Genomic DNA, 17,963 nt, shown 5'->3' with positions numbered 1-17,963 from the left:
TCTCTCACTCTCCGAACAGGTCGGTGACCCGCTGTCTGACTTCGTCGCGATGAAAGGTCACCTCGTGCATGGCGAGCTCCGCCCGGATGACGTCCGGCAGCTCCCGGCGGATCGGTGCCACGAGGTGCTGCTTCAGAGCCTTCAGGGACACGGCCGGCTTGTCGGCCAGTTCCCTCGCCCGCCGCAGCGCCTCGGGCAGGACGTCCTTGCGTGGCACGACCGGGAACGGCACACCTCTGGCGGCGAGTTCGGCGCCGCGGTGGTTGGCGCCGCCCAGCAGCATCTCCTGCGCCAGCGGCAGCCCGAGTTTGCGCGGGAGGATGCAGGTGGCTCCCATGCCGGGAGTGAAGCCGTAGCGCATGAAGTTGGCGGTGTAGACGCTCTCGCGGCTCATGACGACGAGATCGGCGTACAGGCCCATGACGAAGCCGCCGCCGATGCCGTGCCCCTGCATGGCGGAGATGACCGGCACCTCGCACTCGAGCGCGAGGCTGTACAGATTCAGGTCGGTGAACCGGCTGCGTCCCTCGTAGATCGCCAGCAGGCCGTCCTGTGTCCCGCCGGAGGAGAAGTAGTTGTCGTAGCCGGTCATCACGACGACCTTGCACGTGTCATCGCGGCGGACCGTCTCGAACGCGTCGAGGAGCCCGTCCACCAGTTCCGGGGTGAACGCGTTCTTGTGGACCTGGTCCCGCATGGTCAGCAGGGCCACGCCCGGCTCGGCCTCACGGAGTTCGACGACCGGTGCGCTCACGCTTCCCAAGGCATTTTCCCTTCCTCGGTGTAGCGGCGGATCAGCATCAGGTTCCGCTCGTCGGAGAAGACCTCCCGGTTTCCCGCGAGGGCGGCCGGACGCGCAGCGGCAAGACTGTCGTCCAGCGTGTTCACGTAGCGCTTGTAGCGGGTGATCCCCGGTTTGGGCAGGCATTTCAGCCGGGTGAGGTGACGGCGCACGAGAGCCTCGCTGTTCGGGCCCGTCGCATCCACGAGGCCGGCGGCGGCGGCCGCCGCCGCGTCGAGGGGCATGGTCATCAGGGTCATGTAGTTGGCCTTCTGGAATCCGCAGCGACGGATGAGGAAGGGCAGCACACACGCCGGGTACAGGCCGAAGAGCAGCTCCGAGAGGCTGAAGCGCGCGCTGTCGTCAGCGATGACCACGTCGCTGGCCGCCACCAGCCCCACGCCCCCGGCGTTGGCGACTCCGCGCACGTGCGAGACGGTGACGAAGGGTCCGGTCGCGAGCCGCAGGTACAGCTGATAGAGCGGTTCCGGGCCGCGGTCCGTACGGTCCTGTGCGACGGCCGTGGTGCCGAGTTCCTGGAAGTCGGCGCCGAAGCAGAAGTAGTCGGGCAGCCCTTCGAGCAGCACCACGGTGACGGCGTCCTGGTGCCGGTCGAGGGCATCGAGGAGCTCCGTGACGAGGAGTTCGTTGATGGAGTTCCTCGCCTCCGGCCGGTCCAGCCGAATCCGGCAGACCGTGCCGGTGATCTCGACCTTGATCGTGCGGTAGTTCATGCGGTCCACCTGTATGCGCGGTGGAACTCGCTGATCCGCTCCAGGACCAGGCCTGCGGGCGCGACCTCGGTCCCGAGTTCCTTGGCGTAGCGATCCGGGTCGAGTTCGACGTTGCGGGTGCCGAAGGCCACGGCGGTGCTGTCCCGCAGAACCTGGTCGTACGCCTCCATCGGCAGCACGCTCCGCGCGCCCAGGGTCTCTTCCACATCGAGATCGAGAAGTGCCTGACGACTCCGGGTGGTTGCCACTCCGCTGTAGAACTCACTGCAGCAGCCGGAGCCGTAGGAGAAGCAGCCGATTCTGCGGGGCTGCTCGAAGTCGCCGTGTGCGAGAGTCGCGGCCAGCGAGGCGAAGACGCTGCCGCCCATCATGTTTCCGGTGTACCGGGCGTACCGCAGGCCCGGCACGACCCGCTGCTGGAAGTCGGCCTCGATGTCGGCGCGTTTGGCCTGGGTGAGCTTGCGCATCATGGTGCGGTGGGCGCCCTTCACCATGCCGCCGAAGGGCGTGTGGAAGGACAGGTAGTCGAACGAGTCCCGGTAGTGCGCCTGCGGGACACGGCGCCGGTAGTCGAGAAACGTCTGCTCACAGCAGTCCAGGTACGACATCAGGCCCAGATCCGCGTCCCCCGCCTCTCCGGCGGGTGTCGGCCTGCACGTGTCCATCACCTCGTACCCGTACGTGCCGTAGGCGCCCGGATCGAGGTGGAGGACGCGCGGATCGTCCCCGACCAGGACGGCGGCCGCGCCGGCTCCGGACGTGGGTTCCATGAAGGCCCAGTCCATGGTGATCGCGTCGGTGTCCTCGGGCACCGCGTACCGCGACACGTCCGTGGCGACGACGAGCGCCTTGGCCCCGGGGGACGTGCCCGACCGGACGAAGTCGACGGCCAGCTGCAGTCCCGCGGTCCCGGCGTAACAGGCGTTCTTCACCTCGAAGAGCCGGCAGTTGCGGTTGAGTCCCAGGTGGTGATGGAGGTAGCTGCTGAGGGACTTCCCGAAGTCGACCCCGGACTCCGTACAGGTGACGAGCATCTCGATACGGTCCCGCTCAGCCTCCGGGAGCGCGTCCACCAGCGGCTTGGCCGCGTTGACTCCGAACGTCACCGGATCCTCGAAGGGCAGCGCGACGGTCTTCTGATGCACCATCAATTCTTCTGATTTGAGGGCGTCGAGGCCACGGTGCGCCAGCAGCTCCGGCACGTCGATGCACGCACTGCCGCCGAAGATGTTGAGCGCTTCTATGCCGACAGGGATCGTCTCCATCGCTATCTCCCTCGGCCGTTCACGTTCTGCAGGCACACCGCGGTGTTCATGCCGCCGAACCCCATGCTCAGCGTCAGGGCATGCGTCACCTGCCGGTGAACGGGCTTCTCCCGCACCCAGTTCAGCGCCGGATCGATCGGGTTCTGCAGATTCCGGGTCGGGTGCAGGGTCTCGGCCTCCATCTGCAGCAGCGTGGCGATGATCTCCACGGTTCCCGCCGCGCTCAGTCCGTGGCCGGTGATCGACTTGGTGGCGTTCAGGTACGCCCCCTCAAGTCCGCACAGCCGCAGGGCCTCGAGTTCCACGGGATCTCCCACACCGGATCCCGTGCCGTGGGGATTCACGTAGTCGATCTCCTCCGGTGTCCGGCCGGCCTGTGCGAGCGCCTGCCGGACGGCCCGGCTCTCACCGTCGACGGACGGGTCCGGATTGCGGTTCGCGTCGAGCGCGACTCCCCAGCCGGTGATGGCCGCGTACGGCCGCGCATCGCGTACGGCCCCGGTCGAGGCGCGCTCGACGACGACCGCGCCGCACGCCTCCCCGTAGATGAACCCGTCGCTCGCCTCGTCGAACGGCCTGCATGCCGCGTCGGGTTCACCGGCGAAGCGGTCGGACCCCATGGCACCGATCGAGCGCAGCGCCTGGCATTCCCACGAGGACAGATCGGCCAGCGCGCCGATCGCGACACAGCTGTCGACCGCCCCCGAGCGCACGGCCTGGGCCGCCTGGATGACGGCGAGCTGGCCACTCGCCGAGGCGCCCCCGACGGTGTGGGCCGGACCGCGGATGCCGAACTGCTCGGTGCACAGTCCGGTCAGGTCGCTGTCGAGGAAGGAGAAGGCGTACGTCGGTGGCAGGAAGGCCTGCCGGTCGCGGTATGCGTCCTGCTTCAGCGTCAACTCCCGCTGCTGGACGTTCGAACCACCGATGACCAGTCCCACGCGTTCGGGATCGGCCCCGGCCAGCCCTGCGTCCGCCCATGCCTCGTCCAGGGCGAGCAGGGCGGCCTGCCCGGAGAGGGAGACGGTGCGCAACAGCTTCCTCGAGAAGCGCTCCGGAAGCGTCAGGTCGGCGATCTCGGCGCCCAGGAAGCTCTCTTCACCACATCGGCCGGGTCGTTGCATGACCGCGAAGTTTCCGCTCCCGGAGAACAGGGAGGCCGCGAACTCCGCCTTTCCCGTGCCGGCTGCGGTGACCACACCGCAGCCGGTGATGACGAGGTCTTCAGGCATGCGACTTGGCATGCAGGGAATCGACCAGGTCCCCTATGTTCTGCACGCCCGCGAGTTCCACCCGGGCCATCTGCAGCGACAGGGACTCCATGGCCAGCATGGCCACTTCAGCACGGTCGACGGAGTTCGCGCCGAGGTCCGTCAGCCGGTCGTCCCGGCTGATGGGGCGGCCCTCCAGATCGGGCAGCACCTCATAGATGTGGCCCTTCACCATCTCGAAAATCTCGTCCCGCTGCATACCGCTGCTCCCCTCGTATTCGTACAGTGCGATACACGGACCTGTCAGGCCCAGACGTACTCTCGGTGAAATTCGTTGATCTCCTGCAGAATCAGCTGGCCGGACAGTTTGTCCGTCCGCATTCCGGCAGGCAGCGTGGCGGGATCGAGCTTCCAGTTCCGCGTGCCGAAAGCCACTGCACCACCACCCGTCAGCAGCTCCTCGTACTCCGGAATCGTGAGTGCGTGCCGCCCGTCGAGATGCCGGGCGATCTCCATTTCCTGCAGCTTCTGGCGGCCCTCGGGCGTGATGACTCCGCTGTAGAACTCCGAGCAACAGCCGGATCCGTAGGAAAAGATGCCGACGCGCCGCGGAACGTCGACGGGGCAGTTGTCAATGGTGCTCGCCAGCGAGAGGAACACGGTTCCCCCCATGATGTTTCCGGTGCGCTGGCAGTAGCGGATGCCCGGTTCCACCCGCTCCTGGAAGTCGGACTCGATGTCCGCCCGGGAGGCCTGTGACATCTTCCGCATCATGGTGCGGTGCGCACCCTTGACCATGCCGCCGAAGGGGGTGTGGAAAGCCAGGTGCTGAAAGCTCTCCCGGTAGTCGACGTCAGCCACTCGACGCCGATACTCGAGAAACGTCTGCTCGCAGCAGTCCAGATAGGACAGGAGCGAGAGGTCGGCGTCGCCGGCCTCACTGTCCGCGGTGGGACGACAGGTGTCCATCACTTCATGGCCGTAGTATCCGTTGGCCCCGGCATCGACCTCGAAGACCTTCGGCGACCCGCTCACGAGCATGGCCACGGCACCGGCGCCGGAACTGGGCTCCGCGAACGACCAGTCCTCGGTCAGAGCATCGCCGCCGTCCACGACGGTGAACCGGGAGATGTCGGTGGCCACGACGAGCGCCTTCGCACCGGGCGAGGCCTGCGAGAGGACGAAGTTGACCGCTGTCTGGAATCCGGCCGTGCCGGAGTAGCACGCGTTCTTGATTTCGAACAGCCGGCAATTGCGGTTCAGTCCGAGGTAATGGTGAACATAGGTGCTCAGTGACTTGCCGAAGTCGATGCCCGACTCACTGCAGGTGATCACCATCTCGATCCGGGCCCGCTCCTCGTCGGGCAGCGCGTCGACGATGGGCTTGGCGGCGTTGACCGCGAACGTGACCGGGTCCTCGCAGGGCAGCGCCACTGCCTTCTGCTTCATCAGCAGGTTCTCGAACCGCGCGCGGTCCAGTCGACGGTGATCGACCAGCTGCATGACGTCCAGGTACGCCGTGCCGCCGAAGACGTTCATCGCCTCGATCCCAGCAGACCTCATCGGATTCCCCCTCTAGTCCAAGCCGCTCGTTCCGGCTCCGGCGTCCGCCGGGTCAGCCGCTCTCCGTCGTCGATCGGATGCGTTCGATCAAGGAGGTCAGCACCCGGCCGGTCCCCACCTCCACGAACTGCTCCTGCCCGACGGACAGGAGGTGGCGAATCGTTTCTGTCCACCTCACCGGCTGGGTGATCTGTTCCGTCAGGCATGCCTCGACCCGCGCAAGGTCGTACTCCTTGGCGTCCACGTTCGCGATCACGGGAATCATCGGCTCCCCGAAGCGCGGTGGCGCGTCGGCCAGGTATTGCACGAACTCCTCCCGCGCAGGAGCCATGTGCCGGCTGTGGAATGCTCCACTGGTTCTGAGTTCGGTGAACCCGACGTCTCCCGGGAGCGACGCGAAGACCTCCCGTGCCGCGGCGATCCCCGACGCAAGGCCGGACACGACCACCTGTGTCGGCGCGTTGTCGTTCGCCACCTCGATGTCAGTGAGCTCGTACTGGTCGAGGACGCGGGAGACCTGTTCACGATCGATTCCGGTGACCGCGGCCATGCCGCCGCCCTGGATCCGCCCCATGGCCGCTCCCCGCTTGCGGACGAGCCGCAGGCCGGTTTCGAAGTCCACCACACCGGCGGCAAGCAGGGCGTTGTACTCGCCCAGGCTGTGGCCGGCCACGTACTCAGGGATCTGTCCCGTTTCCTTCGTACGTTTCACATACGTCAGCGCATTGACGACGTATACGGCCGGCTGCGTGTACTGGGTTTCATTGAGCAGCTGATTGGGATTCTCGGTGCACAGCTTCTTGATGGAGTATCCGAGAATTTCGTCCGCACGTTCCGTCAGTTCACCGAACTCATCGAAGAGGGCTCGCCCCATCCCCTTGCGTTGAGATCCCTGCCCCGGGAAAACATACGTGCTCACTTCGCTCCTGTCTCGGTGCCCGAACAGCACAGAACCCCACGGCATGGAGCACTGGAACGCCGCATACCAACAGTGGGCAAGGCAGCGTGAAGAAACCGTCCGCGCTGACGGCAAAAGAAGTCGAATAGCGGGTCGAAACTACCCGGAAGGGATCGTGCCCCTCCTACAGGACAGACCGGTCAGCGGTGCACTCTCATCGGCGTCATCGTCGATGGAATGCCACGCCACTGAAGCACTAGCACGTCGTTCCCCCCGCCGTTCACAAGCCACGGTCAGCGGCCGACCAACGGGGCCGCGGTGCCTATCGATATCACCGGTGATTTCTATCGATTGTCAAGGGCCTGTTTCACGGGAGCGTTCCAGATGGCCAGGCCACCGATGAAATGTCAACGCGCGTAAACCCAAGGATGACCAGGGGACTTGAGGATCTCTTGGTAAATGACGTCGCATCAGAAACGAGTCACCCTCGTCACAGTCGTCGCTGCCCCCTTGATCAATTTCCGTGTCAATGATGTAGTTGCCCGAGGTCGCAACTGGCGAAGGTGGACAACCACCGGGGAGCGACCGGTACTTGCCGATGCGAGCGCCGTCCGCCTGGGTGCTCCCGTCAACGATGTCCTTACGAGGGAGTCATGACGTGGAGCTTCGCTATGGGATCAATCCGCAGCAGCGCCTGGCCGAGGTGGCGCCGATTTCGCCGGGGCAGTGGCCCGTCCGGCTCCTGAACGGCGAGCCGTCCTTCATCAACCTGCTGGACGCGCTCAACGCCTGGCAGCTCGTCAGCGAAGCCGGCGCCGCTCTCGGAAAGCCCGCGGCCGCCTCGTTCAAACACGTCTCACCGGCCGGCGCCGCCGTCTCGGGTCCGCTGGACGACGTCGTCAGGGATCTGTACGGACTGGGTGACGCCACGGTCGGGCCACTCGCGAGCGCCTACCTGCGGGCGCGTGATGCCGATCCCAAGTCCTCGTACGGAGACATGGCGGCCGTCTCCCACCCGGTCGACGATGAACTCGCCGATGTGCTCGGCCGGGTGATCTGCGACGGAGTCATCGCACCCGGATACGCCCCGGGTACCGTCGACAAGCTCCGCAGGAAGAAGAACGGCCGCTTCCTCGTCCTCGAGGCGGACGGCGCCGCCGTGCCACCGGCCCGCGAGACACGCGAGGTGTTCGGCCTGCGGCTGACGCAGGACCGCGACCAGGTGCCGCTCACCCGGGACCTGTTCACGCTCCAGCACGGAGAACTCACCGAGGGCGAAGCGGACGACCTGCTGCTCGGACTCGCGGTCCTTCGCTACACCCAGTCCAACTCCGTCTGCTACCTGCGCGACGGGATGACCCTGGGGATCGGTGCCGGCCAGCAGTCCCGTGTGGACTGCACCAGGCTGGCGGGGGCGAAGACCGACACGTGGTGGCTGCGCCGCCATCCCTCGGTCCGGTCCCTGGAGTTCAAGCCGGAGACCCGACGCCAGGACCGCATCAACTGGCAGGTCCGGTACATCGAGGGCGATCTGACACCGGCCGAGGAGAGCCGGCTCGAGCAGGTGCTCGGCGCACCGGCCGCTCCCCTGACGGTGCAGGAGCGCGCCGACTGGCTGCACACCCTGAGCGGGGTGGCCTTCGCGTCCGACGGCGCTCTTCCCTTCCGTGACAACGTCGACCACGCACGGCGCCACGGCGTCCGCGCGATCGCCGAGCCGGGCGGCTCCATCCGCTCCGGTGACGTCGAGACCGCCTGCCGCGAGCACGGCATCGCACTGGCCCACACCGGTCTGCGGCTCTTCCACCACTGAGCATGCCGCAGGCCCGCGGGCCGACGCCGAGACGATCTCCCCCTTCCGGATCACAGGAGTTGCCCGTGCGCGCAGGAAGGTTGCTCGCCGTCAGCGACCTGCACATCGGTCACGCCGAGAACAGGGCAGTCGTCCGGTCGCTCCACCCCGACCACCCCGAGGACTGGCTCCTGGTGGCAGGCGATGTCGCCGAGCGGTTCGCCGACATCGAGTGGGCGCTGACGCTGCTGCGCGACCGCTTCGCGAAGGTCGTCTGGGCGCCCGGCAACCACGAGTTGTGGTCCCATCCGAGCGACCCGGTCGAGCTGCGCGGCGAACGACGCTACCGCGCTCTGGTGGACCTCTGCCGACGTCTGGGAGTGCACACTCCGGAGGACCCCTACCCCGTCTGGACGGGCGAGGACGGGCCGGTCACGATCGCCCCGCTCTTCGTCGGGTACGACTACTCCTTCCGTGCTCCCGGGACCCGGACCACGCACGAGTCCCTGCGGGCCGCACACGATGCCGGGATCGTCTGCGCGGACGAGCGCTTCCTCCACCCCGATCCCCACGAGAGCCGGGACGACTGGTGCCGGGAGCGGGTGAAGGTCACCGAGAGGCGGCTGTCGGAGCTCCCGTCCGGCTCACGAACCGTGCTCGTCAACCACTATCCGCTCGTCCGCCACCCCACGGAGGTGCTGCACCACCCGGAGTTCGCCCAGTGGTGCGGTACGGAACTGACCGCCGACTGGCATCGCCGCTTCCACGCCGTCACGGTCGTCTACGGGCATCTGCACATTCCCCGGGTGACGCACTACGACGGCGTCCGGTTCGAAGAGGTCTCCCTCGGCTACCCCCGCGAGTGGCAGCCGAGGCCTCCGCGCCGTCCCCTGCGGCAGATACTGCCCCGACCCGATGCGCCGGGCCCGGCGACGGAGGTGATGGCTGAACTGGTGCCGAAGGGCGTGATCACCGCCGAGGCCTTTCGCGACTCCGAGGAACCCCCGGACAGCTATCTGTTCCCCGCCGAGCGGGCGATGGTGCATCGGGCGATCGACAAGAGGAAGCGCGAGTTCGCCACGACACGCCGCTGCGCGCGCAGGGCCCTGAGCACTCTGGGGCACCTTCCCGCCCCGTTGCTGGCCGACCGTCGAGGCGCGCCCCGGTGGCCGCAAGGGGTCGTCGGCAGTCTGACACACTGCGCCGCGTACCGGGCGGCAGCTGTCGGCTCCGCCGAGGACATCGCCTCGATCGGTATCGACGCCGAGCCCAACTCGCCTCTTCCGGACGGGGTGCTGGACAGCATCGCGTTGCCTCGGGAGCGCGACCGGATCGGGGATCTCCTTCTGGACCGTCCCGGCGTGCGGTGGGACCGGCTGCTGTTCAGCGCGAAGGAGTCGGTCTTCAAGGCGTGGTACCCGCTGACCCGCCGGGAGCTGAACTTCGACGAGGCCCGGGTGGAACTCGATCCGTCGGCCGGCACCTTCTCGGCAGAGCTGCTGGTGTCGCCTCCCCTGGTGGACGGTCTGCCGCTGACCCGCTTCACCGGGCGTTGGGCCGCCCGGTCCGGTCTCCTCGTCACGGCGGTCAGCGTGCCTCGGACCCCTGCCTGAATCCCGGCGTCCGGACGCTCCTGAGCAGTCCGCGCCCTGCGGGTGCCGGTGCGGAGGCGTCGGTCTGTTGATGCCTGCCCCGTTTCGGAGTGTTTCCCTGGCATCTGCCCGGGCCATAAGCACCTCACAGGGGGAACGGGGGGCACGTGATGGCACGGATGACCAGACCGCCACAACGACCGCAACGGACGGCGCCTGCACCGGCTCAGTCCTGGTGGAAGCGCATGGGGATACCGGCCATGGTGGTCGGCGGGCTGGTGGCGACGGCCGTCCCGCTGTTCCTGACGGGCACCGTGAGCTTCGTGAAGGACACGGTCGATCCTCCGCCCCCCAGCACCCTCGACGTCCTGACCGGCTGGCCCGCGGCCGACGGCTGCGACCGGGCCTCCGCCGTCGCGATGAAGAAGGGCGGTCCGCCGGTCACCTCCGTCGAACTCGACGACTTCGAGAAGGACCCCCGCACCGTCGTCGCCGCGCAGAAGTCCGGCGCCTCCTGGCAGCACGGCGTCCTCAACCTCACGCTGAGCACCCAGGGCAAAGACAAGATCACGGTCACCGGGGTCGTACCGCACGTCCAGACCCGTACCAGGGCGACGGCGTACGACTGGGTCCTGCAGAAGACCCGCTCGTGCGGCGGCGCCGGCGGCGGGCCCTCCGTCCTGCGCCTCGACCTCGACCGGGTCGAACTCCACGACGTCGTCGACGGGAAGGAGTCCGCGCAGGTCGTGCCGGGGAACTCGATGCTCACCGGCAGGACCGTCACCAAGGACGACCCGGCGTACGTGACGGTCGACGTACGCTCCTGCGCCGCCTCCTACACATGGACGCTGAGCGTCTCCTACATGGTGGGCGGAGAGAAGAAGAGCAAGAACCTGGGACCGTTCCGGTCCGCGGGCGGCGTGGCGGGAGTGCCCGTGTACGACGTCCAGCCCGAGGCGACCGGTACCGGCCGTGCGCTGGTGGACACCCGCACCACCACCAAGTCCGCCTGCGGAAAGCGGGGTTGAGCGATGGCCGTACGCATCTCCCGGCGCAGGGCGACGGCGGGCGCGCTCGGCGCCGTCCTCGTCCTCGCCCTGCTCGGCGGCGGGCTGTGGTGGTTCACGGCACGGGACGGACGGGACACCGCCACGCCGGTCGCCACGTGGTCGTACACCGAGGCGAAGGCGGTGGCCGGCGCAGGGGACGGCGGGTTCAACCCCCATGCGGTCGCCGCCGCCAAGGGGGTGCTGGTCGCCGCCGGGGACGCGCCCGATCCGTCCGGGGACGGCTACAACCTGGACGCCTGGTACTCCACCGACGCCGTCACGTGGAAGAAGGGCGATCTGCGCACGGTCGGGCGGGGAGCCGAGTGGTACAGCGAATTCACCGACCTGATGGCCTGGGACGGCGGCTTCGTCGTGGCGGCGAAGGGCATCGACACGTCGGGCGGTCTCGGCGTCCTGTCCTCCGAGCCGGCCTTCTTCTCGGCCGACGGGCGGACCTGGCGGCTGCTCGATCCTCCCGACCCCACCGCGACCGGGCGGCCCGACTACTTCACCGACGGTGCGCATCTCTACGCCTCTCGGGACGGGCGGACGCTGTGGCGTCTGGCCGATGACACCCGCCGCTGGAAGGCGGTGGACGCGCGCGCCCCCGAGGGCTGCCGCATGCACGGCCGGGCCGACGCCCCGGGCACCGGCGACGCGGTGATCACCGGGACCTGCGACCACGTGTCCCGTCCGGCGCTGTACCGGGTCTCCGACGGCGGCGCGTCCCTGCGCGATCTGTCGCCGTCGCTCCCGAAGCGGCTGTACGGCGGGATCACGGACGCCGCCGTGCACGGAGACACCCTGCTGCTGAGCGGATACCAGGAGACGAGACCCGGGACCGGGACATCGCCGGCGCCCGACGGCGAGGGGGCACTCGACGGTACGGGAGCGCTCGACGGCGACGGCGACGGCCACGACACGACCCGGCCGGTGTTCCTCCGTTCCACGGACGGCGGCGGCCACTGGTCCGACGTCGCCGCCCTGCCCGTGCCCGCCGACGCCAAGCCGGGATCGGGCATCGTGAACGACCTTCTCGTGACCGGGGACACCTTCCTGGCCACGGGCTCCGTGCTCGTCAACGAACTGGTGCACCCCGCCCTCTGGGTGTCCCGGGACGGCACCCACTGGACCACGCACCGGCTGCGCGCCTTCGCCGAGGACGGCTATCTCGGCCCGTGCGCCGCCCTGGACGGACGCGTGGTGATCCCGGCCCTCACCGGCACGGGGCCGGTCCGCACCGCGGGCCTCTTCACCTCCGCACCGGGTGGGTCCGGCACCCCGTCCGCGACGCGTCCGGCACCGCCGACGACGACGTCGGCCCCGCCGGACACGAGCCCGCCGGACACCGCCCCGCCGACGGCGGCCCCGTCCGCGCCGGCTCCGTCCACGACGTCCCCGCTCAGTCCGGAGGACGTGTACGCCCTGGCCGCGCCGTGGAACGGCGAGATCTCCGGCAGCTCGGGACCGGCCGCGCACTACCGCGTGCTGGTCACCCTGTCACCCGGCGCCGTGGCAGAGCCCACCGCGCGGGACCTGAAAGGCAACCTCAAGATCCTGGGCGACACCGGATGCACCGCGACCCTCGCCGAACCGACCGTCCGCGCCGACGGCACCCTCGTCTTCCGCCCCGGGAATCGGAAGCCGCCGCTGCCCGGCATGGTCCTGGAGGGGAGTTACTACTGCCCCGACACCGTCGAACTGCGCAGAACGGGCGCCGGGGAACTCTCGTGGAGCAGCAGCGGCGGCTACACCGGAAAGATCGCCCCGGGAGCGGTCGACTGAGGAGCGGTCACCGGAGAGACCAGGACCGGCGCCGGTGCGCTCTCTGTTCGTGGCCGGACACCGCGCTGTCGGCACGTCGGCAGCGACGGGGCGTGGGTAACGTCCTGCCCATGGACATTCGCACCACTGTGGAGCGCGCGCGACGCCTCCGGCAACTGCACGCCGATCACCGGCCCCTGGTGCTGCCGACCGTCTGGGACGTCTGGTCCGCGCGGACGGCGGCCGGGGCGGGGTTCGCCGCACTGACCATCGGCAGCCATCCCCTCGCCGACTCCCGCGGCGCCGACGACCACGAGGGGCAGACCTTCGAGGAGGTGCTCGCCGCCGCCCGATCGATCATCGCTGCGGTCGACATCCCGGTCTCCGTGGACCTGGAGTCCGGATACGGGCAGGAGCCCGCGGACCTCATCGCCGGACTCACCGCCGTCGGCGGCGTCGGTCTGAACGTCGAGGACACCGTCCACTCCGACGGCGGGCGGGTCCGCGGCACGGCGGAGCACGCGCGCTATGTCGCGGGCCTGCGCGCGGCGGCCGACGACGCGGGCATCCCGGTCTGGGTCAACGGGCGCACCGACCTCTTCCTCCACGCCGACCGTGCCCCGGATGTGCTCGACGAGGCCATCGAGCGGCTGCGGGCCATGGAGGAGGCCGGCGCCGACAGCGTCTATCCGGTGCGGATCCAGGACGACGACGATCTGCTGGCGGCGGTGATCGGTGCCGTCGGCGTTCCGGTGAACTCCACGGCCCACCCCGTCGAGCACGATCTCGAACGCTTCCGTCGCCTCGGCGTCGGCCGGATCACCTACGGCCCGCTGCTGCAACGCGCGATGACCGACGCGATGAAGGACATGCTCGGGCCGTGGGCACCCTAGGGGGTGTCCGGTCCTCCGCCGGTGCGGCCCCGTACTCGCGGTACGGGGCCGGACCCGGTCAGCTCTTGGGCATGAGGACGGTGTCGATGATGTAGACGTTGGCGTTGGCGGTCTTGACGTTGCCGCAGACCACGTTGGCGGTGTCGTTGACCTTGTAGGACTCGCCCGAGCCTGCGGTGGTGAGCTTCGACTTCTCCAGGGTGTCGAAGGAGCCCTTCTCCAGGTCCTTGGGCGCCAGCTTCTGGCCCACGACGTGGTAGGTCAGGATCTTGGTGAGCTGGGCCTTGTCGTTGAGGACCTTGTCCAGGTCGGCCTTCGGGATCTTGGCGAAGGCGTCGTTGGTCGGGGCGAACACGGTGATGTTCTGGGCGTTGTTGAGCGTGTCGACGAGGCCGGCCTTCTTCACGGCAGTGACCAGCGTGGACAGCGCCGGGTTGTTCGAGGCGGCAGTGGCGACCGGGTCCTTGGCCATCCCGTCGAAGGAACCGGCGCCGTCCTTCGGCACGGAGGAACAGGCAGGGCCGAAGGGCGCGTCCGCGCTGTTCATGTCGTCGGACGGACTGGCCATGTCCGACCCCTTCGACGCGGCCGACGAGGCACTGTCCGAGGCCTTGTCCTTGGAGTCGCTGTCGGAGCAGGCCGTCAGGGCCAGCGGCAGCATGGCGGCGGTGGCGACGACGACGGCGATACGACGGACTCGAGTCTGCATGACAATCCCTCAGCGATCAGCTCCGTGAAGGCCTTCTGCCTCCATCACGGGGAATCCGGTGCGCCCGCCGCCGCGGATTGGTCGGATCCCCGAACGAGTGATCCGCGTACGACCGCGGCGTGCGAGACGGCACCCGGCGAAGGCGTCCCGCGCTCAGCGCTGGTGCCGGGACCGCCAGTACGGGTTGTCGTGCGGCAGCCCTCCGCTGACCCGCCCGTACATGCCTCCGGTCATCAGCAGGAGCCCGACGGCGAAGCTGAACAGGACGTTCTGCATACGGAAGTTCAGGAAGTTGTAGCGGCTGTCCAGGGCGAACAGGCTCGCGAACCCGACCACCAGGAAGGCGATCCCGAGGACCATGTTCACGGTCGAGGCGGTGTTGCCGCCGCGGACCGCCGCGGCCAGGAGCACCCCGCCGACGACGAGGGACAGCACGCTCAGGGCGCCGTTCGTGTTCAGGCCCAGGGTGGTGTTGGCTCCGGTGTCGAAGAAGCCGATGCGGTCGAAGAGCCCGAGGACGCCGAAGGCGAGCAGGAAGAGCCCCGCCAGTCCCGCGCTGAACCGGTAGACCCGGCCCAGACGGTGATCGACGGGCAGGTGATCGTCGAGCGTCACCGGGGCATGTGTGCCGGGCGCGTGCAGGATTGCCATGAGAAGGACCTCCTCGTCCCCCCTGGTTCACTGTGCGGTGGTGCGGTTCAGCAGGCGGGCGGCTGCCAGCCGGTGGGCCGGACATGGGCCGCGCTGACCCAGCCGTGGGCGTCGTTGTCGAAGTACCAGACGGACGTTCCGTCCACGTGCTCGCCGGTGGCCCGGCAGAACAGGCGGAGGTGGGCGCCGGGCGGCAGCGTGGAGGTGGCCCTCGCGGTGACGGTCGGCGCGTCGCGTACGGACACCTCGGCCCGCGCCGTCACCACGGCCGGTGCGGCGTGGTCGTCCCACGCGCCCCAGGACCTTGCGGGGCCGGGCTCCCTCCATCCGTCAGGGCCTCTGTCGGAGGCGTGCGCGCTCGTGACGGTGACGCCCGTCAGCGCGCAGGCCCCCAGCAGGGCGGCGCCACCGATCACGGATCGGATCACTGGACGTTTCATGGCCGGCTCCTTCGTCTGCTCCCTGTCCTTCACCGTTGATCCGCCGCCGACGACCGGACCGGATTGCCCGATTTGTAAGAAATTCTCACTTCGGGCAATCCGACCCGGCAGGTGGTGACGAATTACCGGTGTGAGGGCGCGAAGGACGCGCCGACCCCCGGTAGCCCGTGCCCTCACCGGCCCTGGGCCGCTCGGGGGCCCGGCGGGCCCGCTCGCCCGCCGCACTGGAGGGTTGATCATGACCGCTCACCGCACAAGCATCCGGATCCTGGTCGGTTCCGCGGCACTGGCGCTGCCGCTCTCACTGGCGACGCTGGCCCCGGCGGCCTCGGCCGACGACATGAGCGGACCGTTCGGTCCGGCGTGCGCGTCGGTGCCGAAGGACGGCTCCGGCTCCTTCGACGGCATGGCCAAGGACCCGGTCGCCACCGCCGCTTCCCACAACCCCGACCTGTCCACCCTGGTGACCGCCGTGAAGAAGGCCGGCCTGGTGGACACGCTGAACAACGCGAAGGACATCACCGTGTTCGCGCCGACCAACGAGGCGTTCGCGAAGATCCCCAAGGCCGACCTGGACAAGGTCCTCAACGACAAGGCCCAGCTCACCAAGATCCTCACCTATCACGTGGTGGGCGAGAAGGTCCCGCAGGACAAGCTGGCCGACGGCAGCTTCAAGACGCTGGAGGGCAGCAAGCTGACCACGTCCGGCTCCGGCGACAAGTACAAGGTCAACGACACCGCGAACATCGTCTGCGGCAACGTGCAGACCTCCAACGCCACCGTCCACATCATCGACACCGTCCTGATGCCCAAGAGCTGACCGGCGTCATCGGAACGGATGAGGGGTGTGCCGCGACTGCGGCACACCCCTCACGCCTGCCTGCGCGGACGACTCAGGCCGGCAGGCTCAGCAGGGCCACCGGCTGCGTGGTGGGCTGCTTCGAGCCGCCGGCCGGTTCGAGGGTCACCCCCATGCCGGAGGCGTCGCCGACGGCTCCGGACATCAGGACGCTCTGATCGGCGCGGGAGGGATTCATCAGACCGGCCGGGCGCATGTGATCACCGTCGGCGAACCACAGCTGGTACACCTTGCCCTTCGGCGGCTCGGCCATGCCGGAGGCGATGAAGACGGCCTTGTCGCTGTCGCGCGAGACGACGACCGAGCCGTGCGCCCCGCCCTCGACGGACGCGGAGGTCACCTTGGCGTCCGGCGCGGCGAGCACCGCGGCGATCCGGTCGGCCTGGTCCTGGGTGGCCCGCGCCTCCTGACGGGCCTCGTCCGCCTGCTGGTGCTGCCACAGCGTCGTACCGCCGAGCGCGGCCATGCCCGCGAGACAGGCGGCGAGCGCCCAGCGCAGGACGGGCCTGCGCGGAGCCTGCCGCTGCTCCGCGCGCTCGGGAGTGGCCGGCGGTTCCTGCCGTACGTCGGTGATCCGCGCCATGACCTGGGCCTTCAGGTCCGGTGGCGGAGCCATCGAGGCTGCCAGTCCCAGCCGTCCGGCGGTGGCGGACAGTTCACGTACCTCCTGCGTGCACGAGGCGCACTGGGACAGATGCCCTTCGAACGCCCGGCGCTCGTCGTCGTCCAGCGCGTCCAGCGCATAGGCGCCGGTGAGTGTGTGCAGGTCGGACGTCTCGGTCATGCGGTCACCCCCAAGCAGTCGCGAAGCCGGATGAGTCCGTCCCGCAGCCGCGTCTTGATCGTGCCCAACGGCGTGGACAGTGTGTCGGCGACCTCTTTGTAGGTGAGGCCCCGGTAGTAGGCCAGCGTCACGGACTCACGCTGGATCTCGCTGAGCGACTGCAGGCAGCGCCGCAGCTGCTCCCGTTCGAAGCGGGCCTCCACCTGCTCGCTGACCTCGTCGAACTCCGGCGTGTGCGCCAGCAGCGCCGCCTTGTGGTCGCGGGCGGCCGCGGACTCGACGGAGCGGATGCGGTCGACGGTGCGCCGGTGGGCCAGGGTGAGGAGCCAGGTGATGACCGAGCCGCGTTCAGGACGGTAGGCCGACGCGGTGCGCCAGACCTCGACGAAGACTTCCTGGGCCACCTCCTCGGACTGCGCGTGATCGCGCAGGACCTTGTGCACGGTCCCGAACACGGGTCCGGCGACCGCGTCGTACAGCGCGGCGAAGGCTTCCTGGTCGCCCTGCCCGACCGCCGCCATGAGCTTGGCGAGGTCGGGCTTGCGTGCTGGGCTCTCTCCGATGTGGAGGGCTTCCGTCATGTGCGGCCTTCCGGCTACCACTGGGCAGCGGCTTGGTGGGGACGATGCCTCCAGTAATTCACAGCCGCCGCCCCCGCGGACGCCAGGGGGCGCGTGAGTCCATTTGTGCCCGGATTCAGTCGACAGTGACAACAACTGAATGCCAGCCGGAGGCGCCGTCGGGGATGGTGGCGGTGCGCTTCTCCGTCTGCGTCTCGCCCGTACGGTCGGTGGCCCGGACGGTCAGGGTGTGGCCGCCCTTGCCGGCCTGCCAGGCGTAGGACCACTGCCGCCAGGTGTCCCGCGTGTCCTCGGTCGCGAGTCGGGCCTCCTCCCACGGACCGTCGTCGACCCGTACCTCGACCTTGTCGATCCCGCGGTGCTGCGCCCAGGCGACCCCGGCCACCATGACCGTCCC

Annotated in this window: 18 protein-coding genes, 2 pseudogenes and 1 riboswitch; of the genes and pseudogenes, 7 read left to right on the top strand and 13 right to left on the bottom strand. The window is 69.0% G+C overall.

Annotation, left to right across the window (positions count from 1 at the left end; genetic code table 11):
• Nucleotides 1–4: 4 nt before the first annotated feature.
• Genes ABT127_RS20545 through fabD form a run of 7 tightly spaced genes read right to left on the bottom strand, consistent with a single transcriptional unit; the run spans nt 5 to nt 6,473 of the window.
• A complete protein-coding gene (locus ABT127_RS20545; RefSeq protein ID WP_351451826.1) occupies nt 5–754 on the bottom strand; it encodes a polyketide synthase in 750 nt (249 codons plus the stop codon).
• Entirely contained in the window at nt 751–1,515 is a 765-nt protein-coding gene (locus tag ABT127_RS20540) for an enoyl-CoA hydratase/isomerase (RefSeq protein WP_351451823.1), read from the bottom strand. Before ABT127_RS20540 ends, ABT127_RS20545 begins: the two co-directional genes overlap by 4 nt.
• Nucleotides 1,512–2,780, bottom strand: coding sequence for a hydroxymethylglutaryl-CoA synthase family protein (locus tag ABT127_RS20535; protein ID WP_351451820.1), 1,269 nt, complete (start codon nt 2,778–2,780; stop codon nt 1,512–1,514). Before ABT127_RS20535 ends, ABT127_RS20540 begins: the two co-directional genes overlap by 4 nt.
• Before the next feature lie 2 nt (nt 2,781–2,782).
• Complete coding sequence (locus ABT127_RS20530) at nt 2,783–4,012, bottom strand: beta-ketoacyl synthase N-terminal-like domain-containing protein (RefSeq protein WP_351451817.1); 1,230 nt, start codon at nt 4,010–4,012, stop codon at nt 2,783–2,785.
• On the bottom strand, nt 4,005–4,250 hold the full coding sequence (locus ABT127_RS20525) for an acyl carrier protein (protein ID WP_351451814.1): 246 nt from the start codon (nt 4,248–4,250) through the stop codon (nt 4,005–4,007). The genes ABT127_RS20530 and ABT127_RS20525 overlap by 8 nt, the downstream gene beginning before the upstream one ends.
• 44 nt (nt 4,251–4,294) lie before the next feature.
• A complete protein-coding gene (locus tag ABT127_RS20520) occupies nt 4,295–5,554 on the bottom strand; it encodes a hydroxymethylglutaryl-CoA synthase family protein (protein ID WP_351451812.1) in 1,260 nt (419 codons plus the stop codon).
• A 52-nt stretch (nt 5,555–5,606) separates the two neighbouring features.
• Nucleotides 5,607–6,473 (bottom strand): ACP S-malonyltransferase, encoded by an 867-nt coding sequence (fabD, locus tag ABT127_RS20515; protein WP_351451810.1) that lies wholly within the window; start codon nt 6,471–6,473, stop codon nt 5,607–5,609.
• Nucleotides 6,474–6,992: 519 nt separating this feature from the next.
• Nucleotides 6,993–7,080, top strand: a riboswitch (ZMP/ZTP riboswitch).
• On the opposite strand from fabD, the gene ABT127_RS20510 reads away from it, so the two are divergent.
• The 6 genes and pseudogenes from ABT127_RS20510 to ABT127_RS20485 all read left to right on the top strand — a co-directional run bounded on the left by ABT127_RS20510 (nt 7,051) and on the right by ABT127_RS20485 (nt 13,542).
• The gene (locus ABT127_RS20510) at nt 7,051–8,265 is read left to right on the top strand and encodes a phosphoribosylaminoimidazolecarboxamide formyltransferase (protein WP_351452229.1); all 1,215 of its coding nucleotides are present in this window, start codon (nt 7,051–7,053) and stop codon (nt 8,263–8,265) included. (Overlaps the previous riboswitch by 30 nt.)
• A gap of 2 nt (nt 8,266–8,267) precedes the next feature.
• Nucleotides 8,268–9,176, top strand: a pseudogene (locus ABT127_RS20505) (metallophosphoesterase family protein); the annotation flags it as partial.
• A gap of 9 nt (nt 9,177–9,185) precedes the next feature.
• On the top strand, nt 9,186–9,857 hold the full coding sequence (locus ABT127_RS20500; RefSeq protein ID WP_351452226.1) for a 4'-phosphopantetheinyl transferase family protein: 672 nt from the start codon (nt 9,186–9,188) through the stop codon (nt 9,855–9,857).
• A 224-nt stretch (nt 9,858–10,081) separates the two neighbouring features.
• Nucleotides 10,082–10,864 (top strand): hypothetical protein, encoded by a 783-nt coding sequence (locus ABT127_RS20495; RefSeq protein ID WP_351451808.1) that lies wholly within the window; start codon nt 10,082–10,084, stop codon nt 10,862–10,864.
• 3 nt (nt 10,865–10,867) lie between these two features.
• Nucleotides 10,868–12,670: a hypothetical protein gene (locus ABT127_RS20490; RefSeq protein ID WP_351451806.1), complete on the top strand. Its 1,803-nt coding sequence runs from the start codon at nt 10,868–10,870 to the stop codon at nt 12,668–12,670.
• Nucleotides 12,671–12,780: 110 nt separating this feature from the next.
• Entirely contained in the window at nt 12,781–13,542 is a 762-nt protein-coding gene (locus tag ABT127_RS20485) for an isocitrate lyase/PEP mutase family protein (protein WP_351451804.1), read from the top strand.
• Between the two features lie 58 nt (nt 13,543–13,600).
• On the opposite strand, the gene ABT127_RS20480 is transcribed toward ABT127_RS20485, so the two are convergent.
• From ABT127_RS20480 to ABT127_RS20470, 3 genes are all read right to left on the bottom strand, one after another.
• Nucleotides 13,601–14,251, bottom strand: a complete 651-nt coding sequence (locus tag ABT127_RS20480) for a fasciclin domain-containing protein (protein ID WP_351451801.1) — start codon at nt 14,249–14,251, stop codon at nt 13,601–13,603.
• Nucleotides 14,252–14,404: 153 nt separating this feature from the next.
• On the bottom strand, nt 14,405–14,902 hold the full coding sequence (locus ABT127_RS20475) for a DUF4383 domain-containing protein (protein WP_351451799.1): 498 nt from the start codon (nt 14,900–14,902) through the stop codon (nt 14,405–14,407).
• Nucleotides 14,903–14,949: 47 nt separating this feature from the next.
• Nucleotides 14,950–15,342 (bottom strand): hypothetical protein, encoded by a 393-nt coding sequence (locus ABT127_RS20470; RefSeq protein ID WP_351451797.1) that lies wholly within the window; start codon nt 15,340–15,342, stop codon nt 14,950–14,952.
• Nucleotides 15,343–15,580: 238 nt separating this feature from the next.
• Here ABT127_RS20470 and ABT127_RS20465 point away from each other — a divergent pair, with 238 nt between their 5' ends.
• Nucleotides 15,581–16,162 carry a fasciclin domain-containing protein gene (locus ABT127_RS20465; RefSeq protein ID WP_351451794.1) on the top strand — a complete coding sequence of 194 codons (582 nt, stop codon included), beginning with the start codon at nt 15,581–15,583 and terminating at the stop codon, nt 16,160–16,162.
• 73 nt (nt 16,163–16,235) lie between these two features.
• On the opposite strand, the gene ABT127_RS20460 is transcribed toward ABT127_RS20465, so the two are convergent.
• From ABT127_RS20460 to ABT127_RS20450, 3 genes and pseudogenes are all read right to left on the bottom strand, one after another.
• On the bottom strand, nt 16,236–16,985 hold the full coding sequence (locus ABT127_RS20460; protein ID WP_351451791.1) for an anti-sigma factor: 750 nt from the start codon (nt 16,983–16,985) through the stop codon (nt 16,236–16,238).
• Nucleotides 16,982–17,566, bottom strand: a complete 585-nt coding sequence (locus ABT127_RS20455) for a sigma-70 family RNA polymerase sigma factor (RefSeq protein ID WP_351451788.1) — start codon at nt 17,564–17,566, stop codon at nt 16,982–16,984. Before ABT127_RS20455 ends, ABT127_RS20460 begins: the two co-directional genes overlap by 4 nt.
• Nucleotides 17,567–17,681: 115 nt before the next feature.
• A pseudogene (locus ABT127_RS20450) lies at nt 17,682–17,963 on the bottom strand (molybdopterin-binding oxidoreductase); the annotation flags it as partial.

The sequence above is a fragment of the Streptomyces sp. NPDC001904 genome (genome assembly GCF_040297005.1).
Taxonomy (GTDB): domain Bacteria; phylum Actinomycetota; class Actinomycetes; order Streptomycetales; family Streptomycetaceae; genus Streptomyces.
This window is presented reverse-complemented; position numbering and strand designations above follow the sequence as displayed.

Coding starts and splice junctions, on each gene's coding strand:
- ABT127_RS20540 (WP_351451823.1), bottom strand. CDS start 1,515: ATGAACTACCGCACGATCAAGGTCGAGATCACCGGCACGGTCTGCCGG.
- ABT127_RS20535 (WP_351451820.1), bottom strand. CDS start 2,780: ATGGAGACGATCCCTGTCGGCATAGAAGCGCTCAACATCTTCGGCGGC.
- ABT127_RS20530 (WP_351451817.1), bottom strand. CDS start 4,012: ATGCCTGAAGACCTCGTCATCACCGGCTGCGGTGTGGTCACCGCAGCC.
- ABT127_RS20525 (WP_351451814.1), bottom strand. CDS start 4,250: ATGCAGCGGGACGAGATTTTCGAGATGGTGAAGGGCCACATCTATGAG.
- ABT127_RS20520 (WP_351451812.1), bottom strand. CDS start 5,554: ATGAGGTCTGCTGGGATCGAGGCGATGAACGTCTTCGGCGGCACGGCG.
- ABT127_RS20510 (WP_351452229.1), top strand. CDS start 7,051: ATGCGAGCGCCGTCCGCCTGGGTGCTCCCGTCAACGATGTCCTTACGA.
- ABT127_RS20500 (WP_351452226.1), top strand. CDS start 9,186: ATGGCTGAACTGGTGCCGAAGGGCGTGATCACCGCCGAGGCCTTTCGC.
- ABT127_RS20495 (WP_351451808.1), top strand. CDS start 10,082: ATGGGGATACCGGCCATGGTGGTCGGCGGGCTGGTGGCGACGGCCGTC.
- ABT127_RS20490 (WP_351451806.1), top strand. CDS start 10,868: ATGGCCGTACGCATCTCCCGGCGCAGGGCGACGGCGGGCGCGCTCGGC.
- ABT127_RS20485 (WP_351451804.1), top strand. CDS start 12,781: ATGGACATTCGCACCACTGTGGAGCGCGCGCGACGCCTCCGGCAACTG.
- ABT127_RS20480 (WP_351451801.1), bottom strand. CDS start 14,251: ATGCAGACTCGAGTCCGTCGTATCGCCGTCGTCGTCGCCACCGCCGCC.
- ABT127_RS20475 (WP_351451799.1), bottom strand. CDS start 14,902: ATGGCAATCCTGCACGCGCCCGGCACACATGCCCCGGTGACGCTCGAC.
- ABT127_RS20470 (WP_351451797.1), bottom strand. CDS start 15,342: ATGAAACGTCCAGTGATCCGATCCGTGATCGGTGGCGCCGCCCTGCTG.
- ABT127_RS20465 (WP_351451794.1), top strand. CDS start 15,581: ATGACCGCTCACCGCACAAGCATCCGGATCCTGGTCGGTTCCGCGGCA.
- ABT127_RS20460 (WP_351451791.1), bottom strand. CDS start 16,985: ATGACCGAGACGTCCGACCTGCACACACTCACCGGCGCCTATGCGCTG.
- ABT127_RS20455 (WP_351451788.1), bottom strand. CDS start 17,566: ATGACGGAAGCCCTCCACATCGGAGAGAGCCCAGCACGCAAGCCCGAC.